Origin of the sequence: Rhodopirellula sp. P2, from assembly GCF_028768465.1 — a bacterium.
Lineage (GTDB): Bacteria > Planctomycetota > Planctomycetia > Pirellulales > Pirellulaceae > Rhodopirellula.
This window is the reverse complement of sequence record NZ_CP118225.1, coordinates 2302430-2319559: the sequence shown is the minus strand read 5'-3', so window position 1 is coordinate 2319559 and position 17130 is coordinate 2302430. Positions and strand designations below refer to the sequence as shown.

Here is a 17130-nt window from a genome sequence, read left to right as displayed (position 1 = left end):
CGCCTGTCACAGGCTTCTCGTTTTCACAACACAACCACTGCGTGAAACACGATTGCCGTGAAACTCGATGACTCCACCGTGTCGTTCTGTTCAGCCGCCCAATCTGAAGCCCAAACGCGGGATATCCTGCATCGCAATCAGTTCGCTTGCGTCACTCCGCGTTGCAGCCCTGCTCGCAGATCATCGACGGAGCAAACCGTAACGAAAAATGCAACCCAAAGCAGCGACCCCGTCCCGCCAGGTGATCTTCTTGCCTTCGTCGTACCAGCGGTGGTGATAACGAATCGGACGTTCTGTGAAACGCAACCCTTTCCGGGCCCAGCGAGCCGTCAACTCGATCTCAATTCCGAAGCGGTTTTCCTTCAACTGCGGCAGAATGCCCAAGAAATTCTCGCGACGAGCCATCTTGTAACAGGTTTCGACATCGCTCAAACGCGGCCCGATTGCCACACTGGCTAACCAGGAAATGAACCCGTTGACGGCTTGATGCCACCAGGGCGAGACCTGGCGATCGCAATGACCATAGCGTGTGCCGTAAACCACATCGGCTTCCCCTGCCAACAACGGTTGCAACATGACCCGAAAATCGCCGGGGTCGTACTCACTGTCAGCGTCTTGGATCACGATCACGTCGCCCTGAGTGGCTTCGATCGCTGTGCGGATCGCCGCACCTTTGCCACGGTTTTCGGGGTGTCTGATCAGAGTGACATTGTGGTCACTTTGATACTGCCGCAAGGATTCCCCGGATCCATCGTTGGAACCATCATCCACCACGATGATCTGCATTGGCAGACCGGTGTTCCGCAACGAATTCAGCACCGACTCCACGGTCGAGCACTCGTTGTACACCGGCACAATCACCGACAAGCAAAACGAGTCGGGCAGGGGATAGATCGACAACGCGCGGCAGGCATCCGGCCCCAGCGTTTGTCGCATCCGTGCAACGTACTCATCGCTGAACCAGTAACTTGGTTCAACGGCAGAATCGGATCCCGTTGAAGCGGGATCCCGATGCGTTTGCGATTCGTTCGAAACGAGTTCGGAAGACGCGTTCAGTTCGTTCACGTTGAATTCACCGGGTGCTACGGCGGCGATGACGAAACATCATCGAATCATCCCATCGGACAACATGCCGCAACCAAGAAAAGGAAACCTGTTTGCGAGACATCATACGCGACTTCGCATGTGCGATGTTGTGACTTCGCATCGGTGCATGATCATGTCTTGCTTCCCACTTGGTCGACAAAAAAAACTTCACCCGAACGAGTCGCGATTTTCACGGTCAAATCAATTGGCCGGTCAACGCGAATCTTTTTTTGATCACTTTGTTGTTGACATCGGTGGTTCACCACGCCAAATTTTCGCTCGCTTGACCCACACATCTTCGATCCCTTCACAAGCTTGTGAAGCGGTTGCACTGAACGTTCTGTTCAACCGATTGTGGTCGATGATTTGTCTCTTCCAACGGAGTGTGTTCGATGCGGTTTGCCAGAGTTTCTTTTCAGTCTGTCAAGCACCGATCGCCTCACATTTTCTTCGACGTTCCCCTTGGGCAAGCGGGGTCACCGTCCGGCGTCATTTGATTGACACGGCAATTATCCATTGACTAAATCATGGCGAAGGGCTTCGCCATGTTTTTGTTCGTCACAACGAGTGTGATCGATACACGGGAGACGGTTTGGACTCCACATCGCGGTTTGAATACTTCGATTGACACGGACGTCACTCCCTTCATTTTAATGTTGCCCAACGATGCTTCTTGATTTCTCTCACGCAATCAAGGTGCATTGGTGAACTTGAATTCCGATCGCCGACAAGGACTGTTCGCATCGGGTAACAATTTGAATTGGTAACAGAGCGACGCCAGTTTTGCAGGAAGCAAAACTGGCTCGTTTTTTTCTCTCAGGCAACTCGCCTCTCGCCTGGCTCACCTGAAGCCGGGCAACGGAACGTTCCCGCTCGGAACCCCCTGGTTTTCCCCCAGACAATCGTCGCGGCGGCTTTTCAAATCGGCGAATTTCTCGGCCGGGCAGCCTCATCCTGCGATCGCCGCCAGCCCCACCGGCGTTTCTCAATGGCTGTCCAGCTCCCTCGCGTGCCCTCTTGACGCTCAAATCACGGATGCCACCATAAGTGCAGAATTCACCCAACCAGTCCCCGCACACCTTCACCCCAAAGAGTTCTCATGCGTCGCGCTAAAATCACCATCGTCGGAGCCGGAAATGTTGGTGCCACCTGTGCTCATTGGTGCGCCGCGGCGGAACTCGGCGATGTCGTTCTCTTGGACATCCCACGCACCGAAGACATGCCTCGCGGCAAAGCGTTGGACCTGATGCAAGCCTCTCCCATCATGGGATTTGACTCGAACATCGTCGGCACGACGGACTACGCCGACACCGCCGACAGCGACGTGATCGTTGTCACCGCCGGACTGCCTCGCAAACCCGGCATGAGCCGCGACGATTTGCTGGCCACCAACGCGAAAATTGTGACCAGCGTTGCTGAAGAAATCAAAGCCACCAGCCCCAACGCAGTGATCATCGTTGTCAGCAACCCGCTCGACGCGATGGTTCAGCAGATGTTCAAGGTCACTGGCTTTGCACCTGCGAAAGTCATCGGCCAAGCCGGCGTCCTGGACACCGCTCGCTACCGCACGTTCCTGGCAATGGAACTGGGCGTCAGCGTCGAAGACATCAGCGCTTTGTTGATGGGCGGCCACGGCGACACGATGGTTCCGATCCCAAGCTGCACCAGCGTGGGCGGCATCCCCGTCACCCAACTGATCTCCAAAGAACGCTTGGACGAAATCGTTGACCGGACCCGCAAGGGCGGTGCCGAAATCGTTTCCTTGCTGAAAACCGGCAGCGCTTACTACGCTCCCGCCGCGGCGTGTGCCCAAATGGTCGAGGCGATCGTCAAAGACAAGAAACGCGTCGTTCCTGTCGCTGCTTACTGCGATTCCGAGTACGGCGTCGGCGGCTACTACGTCGGCGTTCCCGTGGTGCTGGGCAGCGGTGGCGTCGAACGCATCATCGAATTGTCGCTCACCGACGAAGAAACCAAGGCCTTCCAAAACAGCGTCGACGCGGTCAAATCGCTGGTTTCGACCATGGACGGATTGCTCGCTGAATAGCAGCGACACGCTGAAACGCCCTGCCGCATCCAGGCGGGTCGCATCAGATGGGCTGATTTCACAATCGCCAAGAGAGCATTCCACCCTTTTGAGTGGCAGGCTCTCTTCTTTCGTCCTGTGGATCGATTACGCTAGTGGTCCGTGACAGCGAATGGTTCGGGTAACGAAACTCGTCAAGAGTCTCGGCTGGCCTCATCGCCCGGGTAGCGAAACTCGTCAAGAGTTTTGACTGGCCTCATTGCTCGGGTAGCGAAACTCGTCAAGAGTTTTGACTGGCCTCATTGCTCGGGTAACGAAACTCGTCACGAGTTTCGACTTGCTTGACAAATTCCCGAAAGTCTTGATGACATTCGCTACGGTAGTCCCACCTACATTTAGCCGCACAGTTCCTTCGCTTATCTCCTCGGAGTCTCCCCGATGAAACGCCGTTGTTTCCACCTTTTGATGGCTGCCGCGCTGGCAGTGGTTTCCGTCTCGGCCCACGCCCAAGACGAAGAACTTCCCAAGGCATCGCCTGCGAAAGCCGAACCGACCAAGGCGGCCCCGGTTCAAGCCGCCGGAACGTCGGCCAAAGCTCGCCCACTCAGCGTGACCGTCGGCCTGGTCAACGATTCCAAAATCGAAGGCACGCTGACCGACACGACTCAACTGCAAATGCAGACCTCGTTTGGCACCGCCAGCATCCCCTTGTCGGAAGTTGCCGGCATCCGCTTTGCCTCCGCCAACGACGCGACCACCACCGTGGTCATGCTCAACGGCGACTCAATCACCGGAGCGACCGATGTCAAACTCATCACAGTCGAAACCGAATGGGGCACCGCATCGATCAACGGCCCCAGCATCGCGTCGCTGATGTTCGTTCCAGGATTGACCTGGAACCCTGCCGACGGCCTGAACGGAAAACGCTGGAACCTCAGCGATATCCAAAAGCAGGACACACCTTCACGCCCCACAGCGAATTCACCGACCGGCCAGTCCAGCAATCGGGCGCCAAGCCCCCAACGTCCTGGCACAAGCGTTCCCTCGTCCAACCAACCGTTCTTCCCGAACCGGTGAACCTGACTGGCCGCCTGGCGGTCACTCCAATTCCACGATGTCCAACCCAGCATCCCATTTCGGCTTCGCCCGGAATGGGATGTTGTCGTGAAATGACTACAATGCCTGTTCCCCGCCGGCCCTTCCGACACTCTCCTTCGAGCTGATTCGTTGCAATACCGTCCCGCGCTTTCCAAGATGAAACCGTACATCCCGGGGGAACAACCGCCACCGGGCAAATTCATCAAGCTCAACACAAACGAGAACCCCTACCCACCTCCGGCCCCGGTGGTCTCAGCGATCCAGTCCGCCGCAACCGGACCGCTGAACCGATACCCCGACCCCATGGCGACCTCGTTCCGACGAGCCGCCGCGGATGCATTGGGATTGCCTGGTCCCGATTGGGTGCTCGCCGGCAACGGCAGCGACGAAATCCTGACCTTGCTCGTTCGCGGTTTTGTCGGTGAAGGTGAGTTGCTGCGACTGCCTTACCCCAGCTACATCCTGTACCGGACGCTGGCTGACATCCAAGGTGCGAATTGGGAACAGGTCCCATTCAACGATCCGTGGGAACTCCCGCAGTCATTTGGCGAAAATCGCGACGACCTGAAGCTGGTGCTGCTGCCCAACCCCAACAGCCCCAGCGGAACAATCGTTTCCAAAAGCCAGATCGCCGAACTTTCAACTTCGCTTGATTGCCCGTTGGTGATCGATGAAGCCTACGCCGACTTCGCGGAAGAGAACTGCCTGGATCTCGTGCAGTCCAACGAGAACATTTTCGTCACCCGAACACTTAGCAAGTCGTATGGCTTGGCAGGCATCCGGTTTGGGTTCCTGGTGGCTCAGCCGCATGTGATCGCGGAACTGACCAAGATCAAAGACAGCTACAACTGCGACGCAATCTCAATCGCCGCTGCGACCGCCGCGATGGGGTGCCAAGACTGGCTGGCCGATGTCGTTGCCAAAATGAACATCACGCGAGAACGTTTGACCGTCGGCTTGCGAGCACTTGGGTTCGACGTGACACCATCGCACGCGAATTTCGTGTGGTGCCGCCACCCCGAAGGAAAACACGCCGAAATTCACCAGTACCTCAAACAAAGTCAGATTCTGATCCGATACATGGACTTCCCCGACTGGGGCGATGGCTTGCGAATCAGTGTCGGGACCGACGAACAAATCGATGCGTGCTTGCTGATGATCGAGCGTGCGATGCAATCTCTCAACTTCACTCTTCCCGCCTGAGCGGACTCGACATGACCTCCCCCCAATCCAACTCGTCACGCGAAGTCAGCCTGGAACGCAAAACGGGCGAAACCGACATCCAGTTGTCGGTCAACCTCGACGGCAGCGGCGCTGGCAAACGCAATTCCGGGATCGGCTTTCTCGATCACATGCTGGACCTGCTGGCCAAACATGCCTTGATTGACTTGACCGTGGAAGCCAAGGGCGACCTGCACGTCGACGATCACCACACGGCCGAAGACATCGGAATCGCACTCGGCACCGCGGTCGATCAGGCTCTCGGCAATCGCGCCGGCGTGCGTCGCTACGGCCACTTCACATTGCCGATGGATGAGTGCTTGGTCACGTCAGCGGTCGACATGGGCGGACGCTACGCGTTTGAGTACAACGCTCCCATCGCAGCGTCCAAGATCGGAACGTTTGACAGCGAATTGGTCGAACACTTTTGGCAATCGTTCGCCGTCAATGCGAAGTGCAACCTGCACGTCTTGTTGCATCACGGCAGCAACGCTCACCACATCAGCGAATGTGTTTTCAAAGCCACCGCGAGAGCGATCCGCATGGCCGTTGAAAACGACCCTCGCAGCGATGCCATCCCGAGCACGAAGGGCGTGCTGTAGGAATCCGTGCTGATCCGTTCGATCGGGCGAGGCCCATCGCGTCGCCCCTGACCGTCAGCGCCCTGGACGAAGCTGACCGAGGACACGCTCGACCCATCGCCAACGCTCAGGGTCCGCGCAACGAAACTGAATTTCGCGAGTTCCGGACGCGGGTGAATCCGCCTGGATGTCGATCTGCATCCAAATCGCTTCGGGTGGCATTGCGTCTGCGAACCGATCCGCCCATTCAATCACGGTCCAGGCGTTGGGTTCTTGGTAGCACTCTTCCAGCCCCAATTCCCACCACTCGTCTTCATCACCGACCCGGTAGGCGTCAACGTGATGCAGCGTGTGTTGCTTTGCCTGATAAGTTCGAAGCAAGGTGAATGTGGGGCTGGTCACTTCGGACGAGTCCAATCCCATCGCTCGGGCGAGTTCCTGGGTCCAACGGGTCTTGCCAGCCCCCAGTGTTCCGGTGACGGCAAAACAGACCGGGAACGCAATCGGCTCGCGAACAAAAGCGTCCGCGAGCCGAGCGAGTGTTTTCAAATCAACTTGGTCGAGTGTGACCAAATTCAATCCTCTGAGTTCAATTCCAGTGGGGGCGGAAGCTCAGGGAGTTTCTGCGGTGCCGGTCACGTTGTCCGAAGGCATTTCAGCAGCGCCGGTGGCGTTGTCGCTGACAACAGGGGCTGCGGTGTCGGTGTCGACGTCCACGTCAGCTGGTGGTGCTGGCGGTGGGCAACCAACGGTCGTGGCCAGCAATGCAAGTGCGAATACGCAGCGAAGGGTTTGTTGAATCATGGTGACTCGGGAAGGAAAAAGGTGGGACAACTTGTGATCGATTCGGCAACCCGAATTCGGTTTCCAACCTCTAGATTAGCAAAACGTTCATAAATTGCACCCTGTCGTTGCCAGAATCCATCGCCAGAGACGTTTCGTGGCAATCTGCCAACCCTTGCAACCCGCGTAAACCATTTTTCCTTCCCAAAATGGCCGACAAAAACAGCTGTCACGACTGCTTTCAATGTGCCAAACACCGCGTTCGTTCGCTCCGCCAAAATCGATTTGAGCCACCCACGCCCCGCTTTATCCGGCGAGAATTGATCGTTCCCAAACAGCCCGCACGGCAGGTCGGACGATACCACCAACGAAATCAGTCCATTCGCTGGGGTTTACCTATGAAATCGACCGTCCCGTATCTATTTGCTTTGTTGATTGGCGCAACCATGGCTCCAGCCGCTTCGGCACAGGGCCTGGACGATCTGTTTTCAGCGTCGCCTCAGCGTGACACGCCTCAGCGAAACGCCGAGCGTTTGGCACTTCCGCCAATGGCACCCGCCGTCGCCGAAGCTGCTCCAGAAGCAGAACCAGTGAACAGCCCATCGGACCGCAAACTCGTCCATTCGCCTGGCTCCACCGCCGAAGCGATCCCCTCGATGGCGATGCAACTGCGGCAAGCACGTGCTCTCGAAGCCTCTCGTCAACGACAAGCTCGACTGGAAGCTTCCTACTGGGCGAGCAATCCCAACTTGCGTCCTGCCTGGGACAGCAACTTCGGCCAGTACCAGCACCGCAACCGCATCATCTACTACGTGCCTTCTTACGTTCGCACTCGATGATCGTGACGCTGCCAGAGACTGCCTGCCGCCCTGAATGGAACAGGGAGCTGGCGAGCAGAAGGCCGGCTCAACGAGAACTGGACGGGTGATTAAAATGGATCGCTCCCTTCCAGTCCCACGAGGCTTCTAGCCGTTTTGACTCAGCCTCGCCAAACCCTGTTCACCCTGTGTGGGTTTACCTTTTTGACCTCCGCAACCTACTCGGTTGCCAGGGCATTGGGAGTCAGCCTGTTCATCGCGCGGATGGGCTCCGGGGCACTGCCAGTCGCGCTCGTCGCGTCGGCGGTCACCGTGATCGCCGTGTCCGCAGTCACCCACCTGATCAATCAAAGATTCCCGGCACGCTTCAGCGTCATCGGCAGCTGGATCGGCTTGGCATCGGTCACCGCCTGGCTGACCGCGATGATCTCGGTCGAGCATCATTCGCTTGTCTTGCTGGGCGCTCTGTACGTGATCGCGGAGGTACGGGGCTGCGTCAACACAATCTACGCCACGACGTTGGTCAACAATGCGTTTGCCTCGTCGACTTCCAAACGCCCCTTTGTGCTGGTTGCCGCCGGCGCCCCGATCGCCGGCATCGCCATGGGAGCGGCCATGGGATACGGGGCCTCTGTGCTGGAAGACACCACCTGGCTGAAGATCATCATCGGTTTGGACGCAGCCACGATTGTCTTGCTGCGCTGGATCCCCCATGTCCCCGCATTGAAGGAACGATCAACGGTCGCCCCCCATTCGCGACTCGAACGCCCCCAGCGTTTGAGTCCACCGAACACTCGTTCGATGAAGCGAAGCCCTGCCAGCCAATCGGTCTATCGCTACCGGTATGGATTGGTCAGCCTGATCGCGTTCAACGTTTTCGCCGTCACGATGGTCGACTACCAATGGAAGGTGATTGCCGGGGAACACCTGCTCCTGGAAGACAAGCTGCTCACCTACTTTGCTGGCTTCTACGCCATCAATGACATTCTGATTGTCCTGGTGCAGTTCACCGTCGCAACCAAATTGCTCGACCGCTACGGCATCGGCATGCCACTCTGCGCCTACCCCTTGCTGCTCAGCGTTCTCGGGCTGATCGCATTGATCAACCAATCCCCCACGGTGTTGATCTTGCTGTTCACGCTTGGCCAAGGCCTGACTGTGCTCAAGCGATCGCTTTACGAACCCAGCATGACCTCGGCTTATGCGATCCTGCCACCCAACATTCGCAACGAAACCATTCTCCTGATCAAGGGCGTGGTCAAACCGTCGATCGAAGCCTTGGTGGCGGTGGGTCTGCTCTTCCTGGCGTCCCGCATGACCCCCAACCAAATCACATCGACCTGGTTGGCGGCATTGATTCCCTGGTTCCTGCTATCCAGTTGGGTCTCAAACACCTACGAGAAAGGGGCCCCGGCCGACAACGACGCTTCCGACCAGCTCAAACTTTCCGAACCGTGACGCGTGCCCCTTGCTTGCCAACCACACGCACTTCCGTTCCAGGGTCGATGTAGTCCCCCTCGGTCACCACATCCACCGCGTCATCGCCAAACTGAACCTTGCCACTCGGACGCAGAGGCGACATTGCCGCTCCCGTGTCACCGACCTCCACTCGCTGCCAAGCCGGGCCACTGACCAAGGTGGCACTGGCACCACCATCAGCAGCCACCATGACCTGCGGCCGAAGCGTCAATCGACTCAGCCCCGGGATCTCGCCGAGATACTTCGCCATGACGGCCAAGCAAACCAGGAAACCAAGGAATGCCCCCATCACCGTCATCATGTCCGCAGCCAACGAAGTCCACTGAATCTCGTTCTCGGGCAACGTGAATCGACGCGAAGCCATCACCAATGCCCCCAGTGACAACGCCAGCCCACTGATCCCCGCAACACCAAATCCGGGGATGACAAAGACTTCGGCAGCGATGAAGAGGATCCCCGCAAGGAACAAAACCACTTCCAACCATCCCGACGTCCCGCCCAAGAAACGCGCCCAGAAAAACAGCCCGAAACACAGCACGCTAGTCAAACCACCAATGCCGATTCCGGGTGCCGACAACTCAATCGCCAGGGCGACCAACCCGATCAGCAACAGCAGGAACGTGACGAACTGAGTGTTCAGCAAAAACACCAACGTGTCTGTCCAACTGCGTTCCATCTCGACGATGGGTTCTTGCAGGTTCAAGACCTTGGCCAATTCGTCTCGACCCTCCACCGTCTGATCGACCATCCCGAGCTCCACGCCACGACGACCATTGACGGTGAAGAACATTTCCTTGCCCGCTTCACGAATCGGTGGGCTGAGTTCCCATTGATCGGCGTCGTCTTGGGATGCCAAATCCTTGTCGGACAAGTAAAGCTTCTCTCCCGTCGTCTTGTTGGTCGCCTGATAGACCACCATGTCCTTGTCCGTCATCTTCTCCGCCAACGCGAGCGGCCGACCGGTGGCTTCGGCTGTGTCGCGAACCTTCTGGGCCAGCACACTGCGACTCTTCGCCGGCGTGTATCGATACGCCCCATCTTCGCCCATCACGATCTCCCCAGCATCTCCCATGCGAGCGTCGGGACGCATCAAAATCGTGTCCGTCGACAACGCCAGCAACGCGGCACCACTGATCGCATCCTTTTCGATGTATGCGACCGTTTCGACCCCCTTGGCTTCCAACACCATGTCCATCAACTCAAACGTCACCGAGGTGAAACCACCCGGCGATTGAATGTCCAGGATGATCACATCGGCGCCGGACTCGACCGCGGCATTGAACTTGCGTTTGAGCAACGCACCACTGAGCGGATTGATGTCCTCTTTGAACTCAATCAGCACCCCGCGACGCTTTCCTGAGGGGGCATTCCCCGTCCCTGACTGCGCCGAGGCAGGCGTGCACTGAACAAAAGCAACCGCCATCACAACCACCGCGAACAAGGCACGCAGGATTCTCCGCGGACCGCGATCAGTGGCCAGAAGCGTTGCCTGTGATTGGGTTGCAGTCATCATCTCATACCCTTCGCCAAAACGACGGAACAAATAGCAGTAGCACGCTGAAGATCTCAACTCGCCCCAGCATCATCAGCCACACGAACAACAACTTGGCGCCCTGGCTGAACCCGGCGTAATTTCGGGTTGCCCCCACAACGCCCAATCCCGGACCAATGTTGTTCAACGTCGCTGCGACGGCACTCGCGGAATCGAGCAATTTTTCGTCCAGCGTCCCATGCAACAACTCTTTGCCAGCCTGGGATTGGTCCACGATCACCACTTCCTCACCGGATTCTCGCGCACTGATCGATTCATCCACCACGTCTTCGAGGGGCGTGTTGGTCATCACCACTCCCCACGTGGAATTGGGTTCGAACGTGACCAAAGCCAACCACGACATCACAAAAATGGCCAACACCATGCAGAAGTACAGCAAGATATTGTGTGCCAACTGAGGGTCATCAACCGCGACACCGCTCACCCTCAAAGGCCGGACCACGCGGGGACGGTGGGCGCGCTCAATTTCCAATCGGAGAATTTTGTAGAACAAAACATGCCGGATCACCTTCATCCCACCGCCCGTGCTCCCGGCACATCCCCCGACGAACATCAACAGCAGCAAAATCCCGCGGCCAAAGTTATTCCACTCGTCAAAGTCTGCCGTCCCGTACCCGGTCGTCGTGATCACGGAAACGACTTGAAACAATCCGTTTTGAACCCCTTTGGCCAGCGTTCCAAATCCCTCATCCTCCGCCCGCAAGCCGAACGCAACCACACCCGCCGTGACCACGCCAATGACTATCGCAAACGTTCGAAATTCGACATCCTGAAAGAGTCGTCGCGCAGCCGTCAGTGGCCGCCGTGGAACGTCCAACAGCATCAAATACAGCAACGTGAAGTTGGTCCCTGCCAAAATCATGAACAACACCGTCGTGTATTCAATCAACGGGCTGTCAAATCCGCCCAGCGATCGGTTGTAGGTGCTGAAACCGCCAGTTGCCATGGTTCCAAAAGCGTGGCAAAGCGCATCAAACGAACTCATGCCCTCGAACATGTAAATGAACGTCAGCAAGATGTTCAGCCCAACATAGATCGCAGCAAACACCAACGCGGTGTGCTGCATCCGGGGCATGCTGCCTTCCTTGGTCGGCCCCGGCATCTCGGCTCGCATCATCGCTTTGCCCGCAGACCCTTGGCCCAGGATTGCGACAAACAAAACCACGATCCCCAAACCGCCCAGAAAGTGCGTCCACGATCGCCAAAACAAGATGCAATGCGGGACCAGTTCGGGCGTTTCCAAATCCGTCAAAACCGTCGCACCGGTGGTGCTGAAACCGGACTGCGATTCAAACATCGCTTCGATGAACGTGATCGGCGAATCCTCCGCGATCATCGTGCCACTCAGAAAATAGGGCAGAGCACCCAGCACGGTGGCACTGACCCACGACAGCCCCACGATCGCCATCGCCTCTTTCTGGTAAAGCTCGCCACCACCGCGATAACCGCGGCCCAGAAACCGAAAGAATGCACCGACGAAGAAGCAAATCGCCATGCTCGCCAGCAAACCGCTCGCCGCAGCCGACTCAAACTCCGTCGCCGGAGGCAAATGCGTTCGATTGGCAACCGAAGGGAATGCAAATGGAAGACTGAACGCCATCGACCCGCCAATCAACAGGCAGATCGTCCCCAGAAAACGAAACAACAACGGGAAATTCAACGACGACGCCTTTTCGACGGGTTGTGAAACGGTGGCGATGACTGCGGTCGACGAGTGACCTGGTTCATTACCGACCGCGGCAATTCAGACCTTGTTACCCAACCACCCGTTTTTTAGCAACTCTCTGTTTTTGGCAACTCACGGAGTTGGACTGCCCGGGTTCGACCGCCCGACTCAACCGTCGGCGGGGGTCTGCCCTAAGATCACATCGAACTGACAAGCCAATTCACCGATCTTGGACTCTTGCATTGGCTTGAAATCAGCCACCAACAATTCGCGTGTCGCTGAATCGGTCACCCGGCGAAAAACACCATCCCGTTGGTTGCCTTCATGACCACGAATCAACAACTGTGTTGTCAGCACGTCCTTGTCGCCTTGCTTGACCTTGATGTGAATGTGGGGGGCGGGGCGACCGGGGTAGGGCACTGGCTTGATCGTGCGAAAACGATACCCGCCGTCGCTGGCCGTTTCGAACCGCCCAAACCCCTGAAAGTTCTTGTCCTGCTGGTCTTTCTTGCCGTTGCTGTCACGCGTGTGCAGATAAACCGCGTTGGCATCGCATTGCCAAATTTCAATCGTCGCATTGCGAACCGGCGTCCCCGCCGCAGTCAGCACGCGGCCTGTCAAATGGGTCACCTCACCAACCGCCGGGGTTGTGTGATCACCAATCACGATCAAATCGTTGTCCTGATCCAACGGCAATCGGTCGGGGTAAAACGGACCCTCGGTCAATGGCGGCGTTGGTTTCAGCAACTCTTCCGCGAACAAACCGGGCGTCGTCCACATCGCGGCACCCCCCATCGCCATGGCAGATCGACTCGCGAACCAACGGCGTGACATCCTCTTCGTGTTCATCGCGATCACCTGTGGGAAATTCGAACTTCACTGAATTGGCCAATCCCGCATTGTAACGAGTCGGACACAGGCTCCGCAGCACCTCTCTGCGGTCACCCGCAAACGGTCTCAGAACGGCTCTCTCGGTTTGTAGCGATTGCGACGGCCCAAACCGCGCCACCCGCTCCCGCGTTTGCCTGACCGGGAAAAAGAGTTTGGAGGTCCCCGAATCGTCACCTAGATGTTGTTGTGATTTAGGGCCATTTTTCCAATCGGGCAAACAACATGAACAACGAACGTCCTTCAACCGAACGCAAAGCACTTCAAATCAACCTGGATCCGCGGCGGTATGGTTCGTTTGCCGAGATTGGAGCAGGGCAAGAGGTCGTGCGTTGGTTCTTTCGCGTGGGGGCCGCCGCAGGCACGATCGCCAAGAGCATGTCGGCGTATGACATGGCCGTCAGCGACGCGATTTACGGCGAGTGCCAACGCTATGTCTGCCGCCAGCGTCTGGATGACATGCTGACCCGAGAACACACGCTGAACATCGAACGGCTCAAAGAACAACGCGGCGATTCGACCGCCTTCTTTGCATTTGCTGACACCGTTTCCGCTCGCAACTACCACGGCACCAACGAGTGCCACGGATGGATGGGCATCCGGTTCCAAGCTCACCCGCGGGATGAAGACAGCCAAATCATTCTTCACGTCCGCATGCTGGACAACAACAACGCGGCCCAGCAAGAAGCTCTCGGCATCGTTGGGGTCAACCTGCTTTACGGTGCCTTCTTCCTCAATCACGAACCCGACCAATTGATCGAATCGTTGCTGGACAACCTCAGCACGCAGCGGATCGAAATCGACATGATCGAATTTTCGGGCATCGCCTTTCGACATGTCGACAACCGCGTGATGAGTCTTCGCTTGGTGCAACTGGGACTCAGCAAGGCGGCGATGTTCTCCGCCGATGGAGAAGTCCTCCAGCCCGCCGAAGTCCTCTACAAAAAACCAATCTTGGTGGAACGCGGCAGTTTCCGGCCGGTGACCCACGTGAACTTGGACATGGTTCAAGCGGCCCAAAAGAGCTTTCGCAAAGAGGAAGACGTGGATCCGAATCAAGTCGTGACACTGGCGGAGATCACGATGCGAAACCTCCGCGCCAACGGCGAAATCGACCTGCAAGACTTCCTCGCTCGAGTCGACACGCTGGCGGCCTGTGGCATGACCGTGCTGATCTCGGACTACTTCGAGTACTACCGATTGGCAGCCTACCTGTCGCAATACACCAAGAAGAAAATCGCGATCACGATGGGCGCCGGCAGCCTGCACGAACTCTTCGAAGAAAAGTACTACACCGAACTGGATGGCGGCATCCTGGAATCATTTGGGCGGATGTTCAAAAACGACCTGAAGCTTTACGTCTATCCCTTGATGGACCGCGAAACCGGCGAACTGACCACCGTTGAAAACCTTGAGATCGCTCCGGAACTACGGAAGCTCTACGACTACCTGGTGGACAAAGGCTGCATCGAACAATTGCACGCCTACAACCCCGAACACCTTTCCACATTCTCTCGGGAAGTGCTGAAGATGATCGAATCCGGCGATGACGAGTGGAAGAAACACGTTCCCCAAGAGGTCGCGACCGTGATTCAGAAACGTGGCATCTTTGGCTGCAAATCCCACGCTCCGGAATCCCGACTCGCCGCCATGGTGGCGCCCATGGGAGCCGCCTTCAACAACGTTCCGGTCTCTGGGGCATTCGCCACCTGATCCTGACGAGGCACCACACTTGCCTCGAACCTCACCTCAACCAAACCACCCACGCCACGGCGGATCTCCGGATCTTCCGTGGCGTTGCTCGTTCATGCCCCCACTCGCCGACACCGCCCCCTGAATCCCAGAGAAACCACCAAAACTCGCCACCGACAGAGGAAAGCACATGGTCACAAGAGCCCCTCAAAGCGCCCTGGGACTCCCTTAGGACCCAGCCGCTCAAAACTAGCACATCTCTCACACTTCCTTCATCCAACGTTAACAACCAAGGCAGTGCCGTCTGGTTTAATCCCCGCGCTCGATTCCGGGGCGCGGAAGAACCCGTTCCCTGGAGCTTTATCCCTCGCCATTTTCAGAAACTCGTTTCTCCTCCCCTGAGAGCTTCAGAACAACCTCATGAAATTCCAACATCCACGCACGTGCGACCGGCGGACCTCCACGCGATCTGGTTTCACCTTGGTCGAACTTTTGGTTGTCATCGCGATCATCGGCGTCTTGGTTGGGCTGCTTCTGCCTGCCGTTCAAGCCGCTCGTGAAGCCGCCCGCCGGATGCAGTGCCAGAACAACTTCAAGCAATTCGGCATCGCGCTGCACAACCACATGGCTGCCTTCGGATCGTTTCCTCCCGGCAACGTCAATTACGACGAAAGCGGCAACCGCTTCAAAACCGGTGGCTGGCAACACGGCCAGAACGAACTGGGATGGCACTGGTTGCCAATGCTGTTCCCTTACATGGAACAACCCGGTGTTTGGGAATTGATCACCCGCTGCGAAGATTCCGTCACGGGCCACACCATGAACCCCTGCGATCACTGCGAATACTTCGCGGAATTCGAACACATCGGTCGTGAACAACTCGGTTCATTTGTTGCCTGCCCATCGGCCCCCGGCGTGACCGCTCAATTCTCCGACGGAAGCTACGGCTTGGAAGCCTTGGCAAAGGGTTCCAACTACGCGGCCAACTGGGGTTCGGGCGACATGCTGTCTTGGGAAAACGATCAAACCTCCGGCGCCTTCGGCACCTACTACGTTCACCAAGATGTGATCATCAAAGATGGCATCGCCGGTGACCGCTTTCAAAACCGAAACGGAATGGGCAGCGAAGACTTCCTGGACGGCATGAGCAACACGATGGCGATGAGCGAAATCCTCAACGCGGAATCCAAAACGGACATCCGTGGCACTTGGATGTCGCCTGCCATGGGAGCCACAATCTTCTCCGCTTTCACCAGCCCCAACAGTCGCGAAAAAGACGTGTTGGCTGCCTGCGATGAAACCATCCCGGAAGACAAACTGAATCCCTACTTGGCTTGCCTGGAACAACGCGACACCGCCGAGATCTGGGCCGCTGCTCGCAGTCACCACACCGGTGGCGTCAATATCCTGATGGCAGACAGCTCCGTTCGATTCATCACTGACTCGGTCGACAAAGAAAACGTTTGGCATCCTTTGGCAACCGCGAAGAACAGCGAAGTCTTCGAAATGCCCTGATCGAGCTGACGCCATCAAACCAGCCCTCCTGGCGTAAGCGGGTCGGCAAGAATGATCGGGCATAACCATGTGAGCCGTTTGGGCGTTAGCCCCGGTTGTACGTGGAAACAACCACGCTTGCCACGATATTTCAAATGCCGAACGCCCCCTGCCGACCTGCTTAGTCGCACTCCCTCGAAGGAATCTCGCACAGCTTTCAAGAAAGCTGTGCGACCTCGCCTCTCCCGCTGGGAGGGGCGAGTGAAGCGAGGGGAGAGCTGAGTTCCCAATCCCTTGAATACTCTTTCACCTCCTTGTTAAACCAGATGAACTTTCAAACCTCCATTCAACTGATCCCCGTTTTCGCGTTGCTCACCGTCATCGGTTGTGGCTCGTCAGCACCTCCTGAAATCACCCTCGAACAAGACGCTTACGCTTGTGTGGAAGGCCTGGGCGATGCCGCTGGCGACCCCAAGATGTTTGCCACCGTCTTCGTCGATGGAGCGGTTCCTGAAAACCAAGAAGACTACGCTCAACGTGGTTACGAAATCGCTGGCGACGGTGAAGTGGACGGCGACCAAATGACCGTCCCCGTCAAAATCTTTGGCGGCGTCTTTGCAACCTCCGGCGGCGATCGCTCGAAAAAGGCTTCGGAAGCTGGCACCACCACTCAAAACTGGGTGCTGCAACGCGTCGGTGAAGACTGGAAAATCAAAGAAGCTCCTTTGGGTTGATCCCTCTTCAAA

15 protein-coding genes are annotated in these 17130 nt (G+C 57.2%); 9 read left to right on the top strand and 6 right to left on the bottom strand.

Translation table 11 applies throughout. The annotated features are described in order from the left end of the window. Nucleotides 1-180: 180 nt before the first annotated feature. Nucleotides 181-1065 (bottom strand): glycosyltransferase family 2 protein, encoded by an 885-nt coding sequence (locus PSR62_RS08275; protein ID WP_274407304.1) that lies wholly within the window; start codon nt 1063-1065, stop codon nt 181-183. Nucleotides 1066-2185: 1120 nt separating this feature from the next. Between PSR62_RS08275 and mdh the strand changes: the two genes are divergently transcribed. The 4 genes from mdh to hisB all read left to right on the top strand — a co-directional run bounded on the left by mdh (nt 2186) and on the right by hisB (nt 6033). Then, nucleotides 2186-3133 (top strand): malate dehydrogenase, encoded by a 948-nt coding sequence (gene mdh, locus PSR62_RS08270; RefSeq protein WP_274407303.1) that lies wholly within the window; start codon nt 2186-2188, stop codon nt 3131-3133. 417 nt (nt 3134-3550) lie between these two features. After that, nucleotides 3551-4189, top strand: coding sequence for a hypothetical protein (locus PSR62_RS08265; protein WP_274407302.1), 639 nt, complete (start codon nt 3551-3553; stop codon nt 4187-4189). A 150-nt stretch (nt 4190-4339) separates the two neighbouring features. Beyond that, entirely contained in the window at nt 4340-5413 is a 1074-nt protein-coding gene (gene hisC / locus PSR62_RS08260; protein WP_274407301.1) for a histidinol-phosphate transaminase, read from the top strand. Between the two features lie 11 nt (nt 5414-5424). Beyond that, nucleotides 5425-6033 carry an imidazoleglycerol-phosphate dehydratase HisB gene (gene hisB, locus PSR62_RS08255; RefSeq protein ID WP_274407300.1) on the top strand — a complete coding sequence of 203 codons (609 nt, stop codon included), beginning with the start codon at nt 5425-5427 and terminating at the stop codon, nt 6031-6033. Nucleotides 6034-6087: 54 nt separating this feature from the next. On the opposite strand, the gene tsaE is transcribed toward hisB, so the two are convergent. Together tsaE and PSR62_RS08245 are read right to left on the bottom strand one after the other, a co-directional pair. Beyond that, nucleotides 6088-6591 (bottom strand): tRNA (adenosine(37)-N6)-threonylcarbamoyltransferase complex ATPase subunit type 1 TsaE, encoded by a 504-nt coding sequence (gene tsaE / locus PSR62_RS08250; protein ID WP_274407299.1) that lies wholly within the window; start codon nt 6589-6591, stop codon nt 6088-6090. A gap of 33 nt (nt 6592-6624) precedes the next feature. After that, the gene (locus PSR62_RS08245; protein WP_047815347.1) at nt 6625-6816 is read right to left on the bottom strand and encodes a hypothetical protein; all 192 of its coding nucleotides are present in this window, start codon (nt 6814-6816) and stop codon (nt 6625-6627) included. Nucleotides 6817-7193: 377 nt separating this feature from the next. Here PSR62_RS08245 and PSR62_RS08240 point away from each other — a divergent pair, with 377 nt between their 5' ends. Next, on the top strand, nt 7194-7634 hold the full coding sequence (locus tag PSR62_RS08240) for a malate synthase, glyoxysoomal (protein ID WP_274407298.1): 441 nt from the start codon (nt 7194-7196) through the stop codon (nt 7632-7634). Nucleotides 7635-7769: 135 nt separating this feature from the next. Then, nucleotides 7770-9071 (top strand): hypothetical protein, encoded by a 1302-nt coding sequence (locus tag PSR62_RS08235; RefSeq protein WP_443217379.1) that lies wholly within the window; start codon nt 7770-7772, stop codon nt 9069-9071. Here PSR62_RS08235 and PSR62_RS08230 read toward each other — a convergent pair. The 3 genes from PSR62_RS08230 to PSR62_RS08220 form a co-directional block, all read right to left on the bottom strand. Beyond that, complete coding sequence (locus PSR62_RS08230) at nt 9052-10602, bottom strand: NfeD family protein (protein WP_274408190.1); 1551 nt, start codon at nt 10600-10602, stop codon at nt 9052-9054. The genes PSR62_RS08235 and PSR62_RS08230 overlap by 20 nt on opposite strands. Before the next feature lie 4 nt (nt 10603-10606). After that, on the bottom strand, nt 10607-12388 hold the full coding sequence (locus PSR62_RS08225) for a TrkH family potassium uptake protein (protein ID WP_338020181.1): 1782 nt from the start codon (nt 12386-12388) through the stop codon (nt 10607-10609). 90 nt (nt 12389-12478) lie between these two features. Continuing rightward, a complete protein-coding gene (locus PSR62_RS08220; protein ID WP_274407295.1) occupies nt 12479-13144 on the bottom strand; it encodes a protocatechuate 3,4-dioxygenase in 666 nt (221 codons plus the stop codon). Between the two features lie 279 nt (nt 13145-13423). Here PSR62_RS08220 and PSR62_RS08215 point away from each other — a divergent pair, with 279 nt between their 5' ends. The 3 genes from PSR62_RS08215 (at nt 13424) to PSR62_RS08205 (ending at nt 17118) form a co-directional block, all read left to right on the top strand. After that, nucleotides 13424-14911 carry a TonB-dependent receptor gene (locus tag PSR62_RS08215; RefSeq protein ID WP_274407294.1) on the top strand — a complete coding sequence of 496 codons (1488 nt, stop codon included), beginning with the start codon at nt 13424-13426 and terminating at the stop codon, nt 14909-14911. A 399-nt stretch (nt 14912-15310) separates the two neighbouring features. Continuing rightward, nucleotides 15311-16405: a DUF1559 domain-containing protein gene (locus PSR62_RS08210; protein WP_274407293.1), complete on the top strand. Its 1095-nt coding sequence runs from the start codon at nt 15311-15313 to the stop codon at nt 16403-16405. Nucleotides 16406-16710: 305 nt separating this feature from the next. After that, a complete protein-coding gene (locus PSR62_RS08205; protein ID WP_274407292.1) occupies nt 16711-17118 on the top strand; it encodes a hypothetical protein in 408 nt (135 codons plus the stop codon). Nucleotides 17119-17130 lie beyond the last annotated feature (12 nt).

Bases quoted from the DNA above. Each gene is read 5' to 3' on its own strand.
- PSR62_RS08220 (WP_274407295.1), bottom strand. From the start codon at position 13,144: ATGTCACGCCGTTGGTTCGCGAGTCGATCTGCCATGGCGATGGGGGGT.
- PSR62_RS08205 (WP_274407292.1), top strand. From the start codon at position 16,711: ATGAACTTTCAAACCTCCATTCAACTGATCCCCGTTTTCGCGTTGCTC.
- PSR62_RS08240 (WP_274407298.1), top strand. From the start codon at position 7,194: ATGAAATCGACCGTCCCGTATCTATTTGCTTTGTTGATTGGCGCAACC.
- PSR62_RS08265 (WP_274407302.1), top strand. From the start codon at position 3,551: ATGAAACGCCGTTGTTTCCACCTTTTGATGGCTGCCGCGCTGGCAGTG.
- mdh (WP_274407303.1), top strand. From the start codon at position 2,186: ATGCGTCGCGCTAAAATCACCATCGTCGGAGCCGGAAATGTTGGTGCC.
- PSR62_RS08215 (WP_274407294.1), top strand. From the start codon at position 13,424: ATGAACAACGAACGTCCTTCAACCGAACGCAAAGCACTTCAAATCAAC.
- PSR62_RS08230 (WP_274408190.1), bottom strand. From the start codon at position 10,602: ATGACTGCAACCCAATCACAGGCAACGCTTCTGGCCACTGATCGCGGT.
- PSR62_RS08245 (WP_047815347.1), bottom strand. From the start codon at position 6,816: ATGATTCAACAAACCCTTCGCTGCGTATTCGCACTTGCATTGCTGGCC.
- hisB (WP_274407300.1), top strand. From the start codon at position 5,425: ATGACCTCCCCCCAATCCAACTCGTCACGCGAAGTCAGCCTGGAACGC.
- PSR62_RS08210 (WP_274407293.1), top strand. From the start codon at position 15,311: ATGAAATTCCAACATCCACGCACGTGCGACCGGCGGACCTCCACGCGA.